The sequence below is a fragment of the Pirellulales bacterium genome (assembly GCA_036499395.1).
GTDB lineage: Bacteria > Planctomycetota > Planctomycetia > Pirellulales > JACPPG01 > JACPPG01.
In genome coordinates this window covers 119,454-130,939 of record DASYDW010000063.1, presented here as the reverse complement: position 1 = coordinate 130,939, position 11,486 = coordinate 119,454, and the positions used below count along the sequence as shown (strand labels likewise).

The window sequence follows — 11,486 nt, the reverse complement described above, 5'->3', positions numbered from 1 at the left end:
TTGCCGCCGACCCCAGTACACAGGGTCGCAGCAAGGGAGTGGATCATGAAAAAGGGCATTCATCCCAAGTATGGCGAAACACACGTTAAGTGTGGTTGTGGCAATACGTTTACGACACGCAGCACCCAGCCCGAGTTGAAGGTCGATATCTGCAGCGCCTGCCATCCGTTCTTCACCGGCAAGTTGAAGTACGTCGATGCGGCTGGGCGTATCGAGAAATTCAAGAGCAAGTTCTCGGGCACCGGTTACGCCAGCGTCGAGCGCGGCAAGAAGGGCGGCAAGGCAGCCAAAGCCCAAGCCGCCGAGACCTAGCAGTCGTCGATATCTGTTGAGCCGTGGGTGCGCAGTGCGCGCCGCGGCTCTCTTCTTTTCGCGCGCGTTCGTTGCCGCACGTGTTCCGATTGCTATTTGCGCCTGCGCACTTTCTTGTGGGTGAGCCAAGATGAGGGATCAACTCGACAAAACCCTGGATCGCTTCGAAGAGTTGGAGAAGCAACTGCTCGATCCGGCCGTCCAGGCGAACGGTGCGCTGATGGCGGCCGTGTATCGCGAGCACGGTTCGCTGGCCAAACTGTCGACGAAGTATCGGCGCTTCAAGGATTTGAATCACCAGATCGCCGAAACCCGTGAAATGATCGAGGGCTCGGATCTGGAAATGCGCGAGCTGGCCGAGAGCGAGCTGCCCGGCCTGAAGGAACAGCGCGAAGCGCTGTGGGACGAACTGCTCGACATGACCGTCGGCGGCGAGGATGCCAACCGTACGCGCTGCGTGATGGAATTTCGTGCCGGCACCGGTGGCGAAGAAGCCGGGCTATTCGCCCGCGATTTGTACGACATGTACAAGCACTACGCCGACAGCAAAGGCTGGAAGATCGAAATCCTGGACATGAACGCCACCGAACTAGGCGGCTTCAAGCAATTGATCCTGGGTGTCTCGGGCGAAGGAGTCTATCGCGAGCTGCAATACGAAAGCGGCGTGCATCGCGTCCAGCGCGTCCCAGAGACCGAGGCCAAGGGACGCATCCAAACCTCCACAGCGACCGTGGCGGTCATGCCCGAGCCCGAAGACGTCGAAATCGACATCAAGCCCGACGACTATCGCAAGGACCTGTTCTGCGCGAGCGGGCCGGGCGGGCAGCACGTCAATAAAACGGCATCGGCCGTCCGGCTAACGCACTACGAGACAGGCATCGTCGTCAGTTGTCAGGACGAGAAGAGCCAGCACAAGAACCTTGCCAAGGCGCTGCGCGTGCTCAAGACACGCGTCTACGAGATGAAGCGCAAGGAAGAGGATGAAAAACGCGCCAGCGAACGCCGCGGTATGGTCGGCACCGGTGCCCGCAGTGAGAAAATTCGGACCTACAACTATCCCGAGAATCGACTGACCGATCACCGGATCAACCTGACTCTCTACCAACTATCGAATATCATGGCCGGCGACTTGGCCCAAGTGACCGAAGCCCTGATCGATCACGATCGTCAGGAACAACGCTCATTGATGGGAACGGTGGAATAAAAAGCGCTGAGCGAGGAGTGATGAGCGTTGAGTTTGGTCATCGTGCATCACTTCCTACTGACTACTGTCCACTGACTACCGATTACTAAATCCCAGCGATCCGCCCATGTCCGAAGCCGAAGCGTGGACCGTCGGGCGGCTTCTGACCTGGACCACCCAGTTCTTGCAAGATCGCGGCGCCGACAGCCCGCGGTTGGACGCGGAAATCCTGCTGGCCGAAGCGCGCGGTAGTCGGCGGATCGATTTGTACACCTCGTTCGCCGAGGTTCCGGCGGACGACGTGCGCACGAAGTTTCGGCAGTTCGTCAAACAACGCGCCGACGGAATGCCGGTCGCGTACCTGGTCGGGCGGCGCGAGTTTTATTCGTTGCCGTTTCGTGTCACGCCGGACGTGCTGATCCCGCGCCCCGAAACAGAATTGCTCGTCGTGCGACTTCTGGATCTGATGGCCGAGCGCGCGAAGGACGGCGCCGCCGAAATTCGCGTGGCCGACGTCGGCACCGGCAGCGGCATCATCGCGATTTGCGCGGCCAAGAAGTTTGCCAACTGTCGCGTCACGGCCATCGACAAAAGCACGGCGGCCCTGGCCGTGGCCCGTGCGAATGCTGCGCAGCACGGTGTCGCGGAGCGCATCGAATTTCTCGAAAGCGATCTGCTGGCTGCTCTACCGGCGGACGCGAAGTTTGATTTCGTTGCTAGCAACCCACCGTATGTCACCGAGGCGGAATTTGCCGAGCTAGCACGCGATGTCCGCGATTTCGAGCCGCGACAGGCGCTCGTGTCCGGGCCGCGTGGCACTGAGATCATCGAACGATTGATAGCACAGGCGGCCGAACGACTGAATTCGGGCGGTCACCTCTTGACCGAGATCAGCCCTATGATCGAAGCTGAGGTGCGGCGCCTGGTCGAGGCTGACACACGCTTCGAGCTGGCGCCCACGATTAAGGATCTGGCCGCCCACGCCCGCGTCGTGCAGGCGCGGCGAAAATAATGCCTGGTGCGCTGCGTGGAATGCGCAGCGACGAGTTAGACGAGGGCATTTCAGAAGCGGTTCACGAAATCGACGAATCAAGGTGGTCAGCAGCATGGATGCTCTGCGGATCAAGGGGGGAATTCCCCTCTCGGGACGGGTCGCGGTGAGCGGCTCGAAGAATGCGGCCCTACCGATGATGGCCGCGGCGATTCTCTCTGACGGGCCTGTCACACTCGACGGCGTTCCTGACCTGCTCGATGTGCAAACCCTCTCGAGTCTGTTGTCGCGTTTGGGAGTGGCCGTACGTCGCGACGGCGCCGGTTCGGTACACCTGGAAAACATCGATCCGGCACTCATCCGCGCGGATCGTCGATTGGTCGCGCGGATGCGTGCCAGCTTTTGCGTGCTTGGGCCATTGCTCGCGCGGCGTAGGCGCGCGGTCGTGCCGCTACCCGGTGGTTGCGCCATCGGAGAACGGCCTATCGATTTGCACCTTCACGGGCTAACGGCTCTCGGCGCTGACATTCGAGTGCGTCGCGGTTACGTCATCGCCAGAGCGCGGCGCCTGGTCGGGGCCAAGGTCAATCTCCTTGGACCGCACGGTCCCACGGTTACCGGCACCGCGAATGTGATGAGTGCAGCGACACTGGCACGCGGCGTCACGACTATCACTGGCGCCGCGATCGAGCCGGAAATCGTCGACCTGGCAAACTTGCTTGTTTCGTTCGGGGCGCGAATCGCAGGGCAGGGGACCTCGACCATCGAGATTCACGGTGTCGATCAACTCGGCGGCGCGCGATATCGCATCATCCCGGACCGCATCGAGGCAGCCACACTGATGTGCGCTGCCGCTATCACGGGCGGCAGCGTGACACTTCGCAATGCACCGACCGAACACATGCAGGCCGTACTCGCGGTCTTGGAATCGATGGGCTGTATGCTGGACATCCAAGAGCGAGAAATTACGCTACGCGCAGCCGACGTTACTCGGCCGATTCGCATTACGGCGCTACCGTACCCCGGCATTCCCACGGATGTGCAATCGCAACTCACGGCCGTGGCTACGCTCGCGGCGGGGTGCAGTCGGATTGAGGACCGGGTGTTTCCTGACCGCTTTCACCACCTTCGCGAGTTGGTCCGCCTGGGAGCTGACATCCGCCGTGCCCCGGGCCGTGCCAGTGTTCGCGGTGTCATGCAGCTCACCGGCGCGACGGCAACGGCAACCGACCTGCGCGCAAGCGCCGCCTTGGTTCTGGCGGGCCTTGCCGCCGACGGCGAAACCATCGTCCGCCGTATCCGCCACCTCGACCGCGGCTACGAGCGGCTGGAAGAAAAGTTGGCAAGTCTGGGTGCGAGAATTGAGCGAATGAAAGCCCGCAACGCCGCGGCGGTAGGCGTTCGCTGATTTCCGCTGTGCTCGTGTTATTCTGACGCAATGCGCAGCCGCTTGACGGTCTGCCTATGTGGCGTCCAGAATCGAGCCATGAGCTCGCTTCTTCCTGATCTACATTTCGGCCATGTGAACGTCGGTTTTCCGGTCGTTCAGGCCGCTCTCTCTGGCTACAGCGATTACGCAATGCGTGCCGTCGCGCGCCGGTTAGGGGCGACATACGCGCTGTGCGAGGTCGTGCTCGACCGCATCGTGCTCGAGACCAAACGCAAAGAGCGGCTGTACTTCATGCGCGTGGCCGACGACGATCATCCCGTGGGCGGGCAGTTGATGGGGAGCAACCCGGCGGAATTCGGCCCCGCGGCAGCCCACCTGGCCGCGGCCGGTTACGACGTGATCGACATTAATTTCGGCTGCCCGGTGAAAAAGGTACTGGGGCGCTGCCGGGGCGGCTTTCTGCTGAGTCAGCCCGAGACCGCGCTCGAGATCATATCGCGTGTGCGCGAGCATGTTCCGCCCGACAAGCCGGTGACGGTGAAGATGCGGCGCGGGCTGGACGATTCTCAAGAGAGCCGCGACAAGTTCTTTACGATTTTCGATGGTGCCTTTGCCCGCGGTGTGGCCGCGATTACGGTTCACGGGCGCACCGTGGTGCAGCGCTACGTCGGACCAAGTCGCTGGGAGTTTTTGCGCGAAGTGAAAGCGCACGCCGGATCGCGCACCGTGTTGGGGAGCGGCGACCTGTTCACCGCCGAGGATTGTCTGGCAATGATGCGCGAAACCGGGGTCGACGGCGTCACCGCGGCCCGCGGCGCGATCGCCAACCCGTGGATCTTTGCCCAGGCTCGCGCCTTGGCGGCGGGCCTGCCGCTGCCACTGCCGCCGACCGTGCATCAACAGCGCGAAGTGATCCGCGAGCACTACCGCCTTTCCGAGCAGATTTACGGTCCCAATGCTTGCGGCCGGCAGATGCGTAAGTTCGGCATCAAGTACGCGCAGTTGCATCCCGAAGCGCTGGCGGTGCGAGACGCGTTTATTGGAGTGCACCACACCGAAGATTGGCCGCTCGTCCTCGAACGCTTCTACGCTGAAGACCGGCCTGGCAATTATGCCCCGGCCGGGCCCGATGGCTCGGTCAACGAAGACGCCGAATGCGTGGACGCCGCCTGAATCGCGGCGATCAATTCCTGGCGCACGGTCCGATCGGTTTCAATCTCCAAACGCTGTCGCAGAGCATCGCGCGCGGCGTTGTCGTCGATCTGACCCAGGGCCCAAGCGCAAGCCCCCCGCACGAGCGCCTCATCATCGCGTAAGCCATGCACCAGCGCAGGCATTCCCTCGCGGCAGCGTTGATTCCCCAGGACCACGGCGGCATTCCGCAACAGCCCCCGACGCTTCGTGCGCCACATCGGGCTATGCCGAAAGCGGGTCCGAAAGTCGGCGTCGGTCATGGCGAAAAGCGGAATCAATTCGAGCGGCCGGGTCGCGCCGGACGGTTGCAACTCAGCTTCATCGCTCGTCGGTGCGCGGCGATTCCAGGGGCACACGTCCTGGCACACGTCGCAGCCGAAGACCCAATCACCGACGTCGGCACGCAACTCGACCGGCATGCTCTCGCGCAGCTCGATCGTCAAATAACTGATGCACCGCCGGCTATCGAGCACATATGGCGCCACGAACGCTTGCGTTGGGCAAGCATCCAGACAGGCCGTGCATGTACCGCAATGGTCGGTCATCTGAGCGTCGTCGTACTCGAGCTCCACGTCGGTCAGCAGCACCGCCAGGAAGAACCAACTGCCGACCTCGCGATTTAAGAGCAGTGTGTTCTTGCCGATCCAGCCCAGGCCGGCCAACTGCGCGAACTCTCGCTCCAAGAGCGGCGCCGAGTCGACTACGCCGCGCACCACAGCCATCGGCACGGCGTCTTGCAATACCTTGCCGAGCGCTTTCAGCCGATCGTGAATCAGGTCGTGATAGTCGTGACCCCAGGCGTATCGCGAAACACGTCCCTGCCCGGCCTGCGGCGGCGCCGGTTCGACGGTGCGATAGTTCATCGCCAGCACCATCAGGCTGCGGGCACCGTCTAGTACGTGGTGCGGGTGCTGATAGGCGGCCTCGCGCTTGGCCAGATAGTGCATCTCGCCGGCGAATCCCCGTGCGATCCACTCGCGCAAACGATCGAAGCCCGCTGGCGGCACGGCCGGGCAAACACCGGCCAGCGCAAAGCCCAACTCGTGCGCCGATTGCTTCAAGTGTTTGGTGAGTGCCGCGCGTTCCATGCGGCAAGTCTAGCAGACAGTCTGCTGTCGGGAGCCGCTGCCCGAGGCATAGTTCAGGCCGCGGTTTTGCGGACGTCAGGCCGATGTGCCGGTGACACGTGGGGAACGGTTGGCACCTTCTGGCGCGGATCGTAACGACGGCGAAGTGCCGCGCGGTGCGACTCCGCGCTCGGCGGTGCGACGACAGCCTCGTCCTTGCGATGACGCGTGAACCACGTCATCAACGCCGGCAGCATGATCAGCGACGTGAACAGGCAGCAGGTGACGCCGATCGTCAACACACGTCCCAGGCTTTGCAGTCCTTGGTGGCTGGCAATCATCAGCGAGCCGAAGCCGACGATCGTCGTCAACGAGTCAACCAGCACGGCCACGGCCGTGGATTGCGATATCTTGTATTTCCCCTTTTGATCGAGGAAGTCATGCACGATATGCACCCCCTCGTCGACGCTGATGCCCAACAACAGCGGCAGGGCAATCATGTTGGCCGGGTTGAGCGGGACGCCCAACAAGCCCAGCAGGCCGAACGTTTGCGCCAATCCCACGGCCAGCGGCAACATCGCCAACAGGGTGTACCGGACGCTGCGGAAATCAAACAGCAACAGCGCCGAAATCACGATCAACGCATAGATCGCCGACTTCTCGAAGCTGTGCTTCATTTCCAGCGAAGCTTCGTAGGCTTGCAGAGGATTACCCGTGGCGCGGGGATCGACCGAGCGAACGTCCTGTACGAATTTGCCCAGGGCGTCCATATCCCAGATATTGCCGCGACCGTAGATCTTCAGCAGGTGCAGGCCGTGCGCGCCGACGAACCGGCTCGTCAGGCTGTCGGGCAAGTCAGTCAGCTTCGGCGGCTCGGGATTGGCCATGCTCTTCAAAACATACAATCGGCTGAGCAAGTCGCCGGCCATCTGCTGCTGGTACTGCGAGACCAGGGCCCGGCATTCCGAGACCTGCATCCGCCGCAGCTTGTCGCGCGATTGTTCGAGATCCATTTCGGCCCGCGAGCGCGAGCTGCGCCGGGCGATCAATTCTTGCGCCCGCGCCAGTAAGCGCCCAAGTTCTTCCGGTCGATCGACCGGGATCACCGGTGGCCGCTCGGGCAGGGTGTCCAACTGTTGCCGGATGCGGGCAATCAACGGCGCCTTCACCTCGTGGTCCGAGGGGAGCAGCGACACGATTTCTTCGGTTCGTTCAATCGAATCGATCTTCAGGAACTCGGCTTTGCGCTCGAGCAGCTCTTCGCGGTTCTCAGCAATCGACAGGGCATACCACATGCTCTGATCGCTTTCGGCCAGCAGCTTGCGCTCTAGCTCGACGCTTTCCAAACCGACCGGCTGCATGTTCAACAGGTTGTGGTCGTACCACAACTGTGACATGCCGTACGAAATGCCGATGGTGCCCGTCACGGTTACGAACAAGAGCAGCCGCGGCATTTTCATCAGCGGGTTGATCAGCGAGTGAATCGGCAGGCTCTCGGGCATGCGTTTGCCGTAACCGCTGCGATCGACCAGGCAGATCACGGCCGGCAGAACCACTAGTTCGGCAATCGCGCACAGGATGATGCCGCCGCCGGCGATGATTCCGAGCTCAGCGATGCCGGTGAAATTCGTAAAGCCAGCGGCGAAGAAGGCCACGGCCGTGGTCACGGCGCCGGTAAGAATCGACGGGCCGACCTCGAACGACGCCCGCACCAGCGCGTCCGAGCACGAATAGCGCTCATCCCGTAGCTGCAGATAACGGGCCGAGTAATAGACGCCGTAATCGATGCCGATGCCGATCAACGTCGCGGTGAACGACACGCTGAGAATGTTTAGATGCCCGACGACCAGGGTCACGTAACCAAACGACCAGGCCATGCCCAATAGCAGGACTGCGTTGGCCAGCAAAGCGTGGCGCACGCCGCCGAAGCCGGCAACGAACAAAGCGCCGACGCCGAACATCGAGATCAGGCTCGCCCAGAACATCGACGACTGGCTAGAGCGCATCTCATCGTTTTCCATGATCGGCAGGCCGGTCAGGCCGATCTTGGTTTCCGGATGCCGGGCCGACATCTGCGCGATCAGGTCACGCAGGGCGTCAGTGGCCTCGGTGGCGCGGGCAAATTCGTCTTTTCCCTTGGCCAGCCGCAGGATCACGAACCCCAGCTTGCCTTCCTTGGTCAGCAAGTATTCGCCGGACAGCTCGCTGAGCGTGGCGAACGATTGCGGCATGGCGGGCCAGGGGGATTCATAACGTCCGCCGTGCGAGAGCGCTGTGTTCAAGCTCGTGCCAAAGCGCTCGGCCTCGGCATCGACGCCTTGGCTTAGTGGATCGTTTGGGGCTCGGGCGCTGGCCTCGAGCCGCATGCACATCCCTTCGGTCATGTGCCCCAGGTTCAAGAGCGACCAGTTGCCGCTCAGGATTGGGCCGACCTCGGACAAGAAACCGTCGAGCTTCATCAGCTCTTCGGGCGAGAGGTAATGCAATCCCTTCGAGCGAATCTTGCCCAGGTCGACCTCGTGCAGAACTGCATGAAACAAGCGTTCCTGGCGCGACAGCGACTGCGAGATCTCTTGTAAGACCGGGACGACCTGGTCGCGATTATCCCCTTCGACAACGACCACGGCGTCGTCGTCGTCGCCGAATTCGTTGATGTAATCGATCCACAGGCGATTGTAATCGCTCTCAGGATCCAACAAATCGAGCCGGCTGGTGTGAAAGCCGAGGCGAGTCGACGACAAGTAAATCGAAACGCAGGCCAGCGCAACGCCGAGCGTTACCGTGGCGACCGGAAAGCGCACGACCGCCCGGGTCACGGCGCTCATCACGTGCGCCAAGAACGAAAACTCACCCGGCGGCGTCCTATCCGCGGACATGAGGCGATCCATCGAGGTTTTGCGGAGACAAAGTGGGCCGTACTGAACACAACACGACGAGCGCATCCTTACGGGGCCGTGCAGTGCTTGCGCATGTATCTTGGCGGTACGAGAAGCCGCCGGTGTAACACCGGGCGATCCTTTCGTGACCGGCCTTCGAACCGCTGCCCGAAGCGGGGCAAGCTCGAAAGGCCGGGCATTCTAGTCGCACCCTGACGGGGGGACAATCCGAATCGAATCAGGCCTGCCCACTGATTGGCTTGCATTGCCGTAAGAAGCACTGTACGCGATAGCAGTGACAGCAACCGTCAAGCGTTGGTCTTTGCCACAAGCTTCGCGAGCAATTCGCTGGCGGCTCTGCTATCGATTGCCACGACGGCTAGCTGCGCTGCTTCGCGCGGGCCGGTCGCTTTGCCCGCCGCGATCAATGCCGCGGCCGCGTTCAGCACGACGATATCGCGCGGTCGTCCCGCCTCGCCCGCCAATACACCACGAATGATCGCCGCACTCTCCTCGGGGCCGGTCACGAGTAAGTCTTCCAGCCCTGACGGTTCGATACCAAAGTCGTGCGGATGCCAAACGAACTCGCGCGCGCGATTCTGCGCGATTTCCGTGACGCGCGTCGGGCCATTAAGCGTGACTTCGTCCAGACCATCCTCGCCACAAACGACCAGCGCACGTTCGATGCCCAATAGGCGTAGCGCCTCGGCCATGTCCGGGCGCAGCTCGGGGCGCCCCACGCCCAACAATTGAAACGGCGCTCGGGCGGGATTGGAAAGGGGGCCCAGGAGGTTGAAAATCGTTGGCATTCCTAACTGCTGGCGAACGCGAGCGACGTTTTTCATCGCGCCGTGCAGCAGGGGGGCGAAGCAAAAACAAATTCCTAACTCGTCGAGACAGGCCTCGACCAGCGGCACGCCGGCCTCGATGTTGACGCCGAGCACAGCCAGCACATCGGCCGAACCGCAGGTGCTCGTCACGCGGCGGTTGCCATGTTTCGCTACCGGCACGCCCGCCGCGGCCGTAACGATCGCCGCAGCGGTGCTGATGTTGAACGTTCGCGAGCCGTCGCCGCCGGTGCCGCAAGTGTCGATCACCCCCTGCCGACTGGTGCGAATCGGGGTCATGTGGCGACGCATGGCCGCCGCCGCCCCCGCGATTTCCTGCACGGTTTCCCCTTTGAGCCGCAAACCGCTCAGAAACAGGCCGATCTCGGCATCGCTGCACAGCCCCAGCATGATGGCTTCGACCGCGCGCGAGGTATCCTCCACGGATAAATCTTCGCCCCCGGCGATTCGTCCCAACGTCTCTTCGATCAACTGCCGATCCTCCACCACAATTTCGGGCGATGCCTTTGACGATCCAGCGCCTGGCTCATTAGTTGTAGTCCAGCGGCCGACGAAGATCGAATCCCCAGACTTGGGACAAAGAGCGAGTCGCGGTTGTTCAGCCTTGTTCCGTGCGCCGTCAAGACTTACAATTCGGCGGATTTGATGCCGACATGCAGGGAGGTAATCCGTTGGTGCCCCGCAAGGTGATTCTGGACGTTGACGGGGGCATTGACGATGCCTTGGCATTGACCATCGCGCTGTTCGATCCGCGCATCGAGGTCGTGGCCGTCACGGCCGTCGGCGGCAGTGTCCCGCCCGAGCGGGCCGCCCGCAACGTGCAAACGATCGTGGAAGCCCTCGATCCGCCCCGCTGGCCGCGCGTCGGTGCGCCGACGATCCCGGATCGGCCACTGCCGGCCGATAATTGCCACATCTACGGTGCTGACGGGCTGGGAAACAACGACTTCGCGGTTTCCGAACTGCACCATCTGCACCCGGCCGCGAAAGTGATCGCGGACGAAGTTCGCTCCGCCCCCGACGAAGTGACGATTGTCTGCCTGGGACCGTTAACGAATGTGGCCGGCGCCATTCGCCGCGACCCTTCCATCGCGACACAGTTCGGTCAGTTGGTGATCCGCGGCGGCGCACTCGCTGGTGGCAACGTCACGCAAGCGTCCGAGTTCAATATCTACTGCGATCCCCAATCGGCGCGGGATGTTTTTCGGCAGCCGGCGACCATGACCCTGGTTCCCCTGGACATCGCCACCCAGGTCGTCATGACCTTCAGCGAACTCGACAAATTGCCGTCGGAATCAACGCGGGCCGGCAAGCTGTTGCGCCGCATTCTGCCCTTCGCGTTCCGCACGCACCGCCAGGAGTTCGGCCTGGAAGGAATGTATCTACACGATACCGTCGGGCTGGTCGCGGCGTTGCACCCCGAGCTGTTTGTCACTGAACGGATGGCAGCCGACGTCGAGACGCAGGGTGAGCTGACCGTGGGCGAAACGGTTTTCGATCGTCGCCCCATGCCTCAATGGCGCCACAATCTCTACGTGGCGACCAAGGTCGATACGGCGGCGGTGATGGACGTCGTGATCCGCGGCATTACCGAAGCCGCCCGCGCCGGATAATACAAATCGGAC

General features: G+C 62.3%; 9 protein-coding genes. 6 read left to right on the top strand and 3 right to left on the bottom strand.

The window, feature by feature from the left end; genetic code table 11:
- The first annotated feature begins 45 nt into the window (after positions 1-45).
- The 5 genes from rpmE to VGN12_09825 all read left to right on the top strand — a co-directional run bounded on the left by rpmE (position 46) and on the right by VGN12_09825 (position 5,049).
- Positions 46-312 (top strand): 50S ribosomal protein L31, encoded by a 267-nt coding sequence (gene rpmE / locus VGN12_09845; GenBank protein HEY4309740.1) that lies wholly within the window; start codon positions 46-48, stop codon positions 310-312.
- 130 nt (positions 313-442) lie between these two features.
- The gene (gene prfA, locus VGN12_09840) at positions 443-1,516 is read left to right on the top strand and encodes a peptide chain release factor 1 (GenBank protein ID HEY4309739.1); all 1,074 of its coding nucleotides are present in this window, start codon (positions 443-445) and stop codon (positions 1,514-1,516) included.
- A gap of 106 nt (positions 1,517-1,622) precedes the next feature.
- Positions 1,623-2,507, top strand: a complete 885-nt coding sequence (gene prmC, locus VGN12_09835; protein ID HEY4309738.1) for a peptide chain release factor N(5)-glutamine methyltransferase — start codon at positions 1,623-1,625, stop codon at positions 2,505-2,507.
- 94 nt (positions 2,508-2,601) lie between these two features.
- Positions 2,602-3,894 (top strand): UDP-N-acetylglucosamine 1-carboxyvinyltransferase, encoded by a 1,293-nt coding sequence (gene murA, locus VGN12_09830; GenBank protein ID HEY4309737.1) that lies wholly within the window; start codon positions 2,602-2,604, stop codon positions 3,892-3,894.
- 78 nt (positions 3,895-3,972) lie between these two features.
- Positions 3,973-5,049: a tRNA-dihydrouridine synthase gene (locus VGN12_09825; protein ID HEY4309736.1), complete on the top strand. Its 1,077-nt coding sequence runs from the start codon at positions 3,973-3,975 to the stop codon at positions 5,047-5,049.
- Here VGN12_09825 and queG read toward each other — a convergent pair.
- The 3 genes from queG to trpD form a co-directional block, all read right to left on the bottom strand.
- On the bottom strand, positions 4,986-6,158 hold the full coding sequence (gene queG, locus VGN12_09820) for a tRNA epoxyqueuosine(34) reductase QueG (GenBank protein HEY4309735.1): 1,173 nt from the start codon (positions 6,156-6,158) through the stop codon (positions 4,986-4,988). The two genes, VGN12_09825 and queG, sit on opposite strands and share 64 nt — an antisense overlap.
- A 53-nt stretch (positions 6,159-6,211) precedes the next feature.
- Positions 6,212-9,013, bottom strand: a complete 2,802-nt coding sequence (locus VGN12_09815) for an MMPL family transporter (GenBank protein HEY4309734.1) — start codon at positions 9,011-9,013, stop codon at positions 6,212-6,214.
- Positions 9,014-9,321: 308 nt separating this feature from the next.
- Positions 9,322-10,332 (bottom strand): anthranilate phosphoribosyltransferase, encoded by a 1,011-nt coding sequence (gene trpD, locus VGN12_09810; GenBank protein HEY4309733.1) that lies wholly within the window; start codon positions 10,330-10,332, stop codon positions 9,322-9,324.
- 140 nt (positions 10,333-10,472) lie between these two features.
- Between trpD and VGN12_09805 the strand changes: the two genes are divergently transcribed.
- On the top strand, positions 10,473-11,474 hold the full coding sequence (locus VGN12_09805; GenBank protein HEY4309732.1) for a nucleoside hydrolase: 1,002 nt from the start codon (positions 10,473-10,475) through the stop codon (positions 11,472-11,474).
- Positions 11,475-11,486: the final 12 nt, after the last annotated feature.

What these genes read in the sequence shown, in the direction of transcription:
- rpmE (HEY4309740.1), top strand. Translation starts at nt 46, where the DNA reads ATGAAAAAGGGCATTCATCCCAAGTATGGCGAAACACACGTTAAGTGT.
- prfA (HEY4309739.1), top strand. Translation starts at nt 443, where the DNA reads ATGAGGGATCAACTCGACAAAACCCTGGATCGCTTCGAAGAGTTGGAG.
- prmC (HEY4309738.1), top strand. Translation starts at nt 1,623, where the DNA reads ATGTCCGAAGCCGAAGCGTGGACCGTCGGGCGGCTTCTGACCTGGACC.
- murA (HEY4309737.1), top strand. Translation starts at nt 2,602, where the DNA reads ATGGATGCTCTGCGGATCAAGGGGGGAATTCCCCTCTCGGGACGGGTC.
- VGN12_09825 (HEY4309736.1), top strand. Translation starts at nt 3,973, where the DNA reads ATGAGCTCGCTTCTTCCTGATCTACATTTCGGCCATGTGAACGTCGGT.
- queG (HEY4309735.1), bottom strand. Translation starts at nt 6,158, where the DNA reads ATGGAACGCGCGGCACTCACCAAACACTTGAAGCAATCGGCGCACGAG.
- VGN12_09815 (HEY4309734.1), bottom strand. Translation starts at nt 9,013, where the DNA reads ATGTCCGCGGATAGGACGCCGCCGGGTGAGTTTTCGTTCTTGGCGCAC.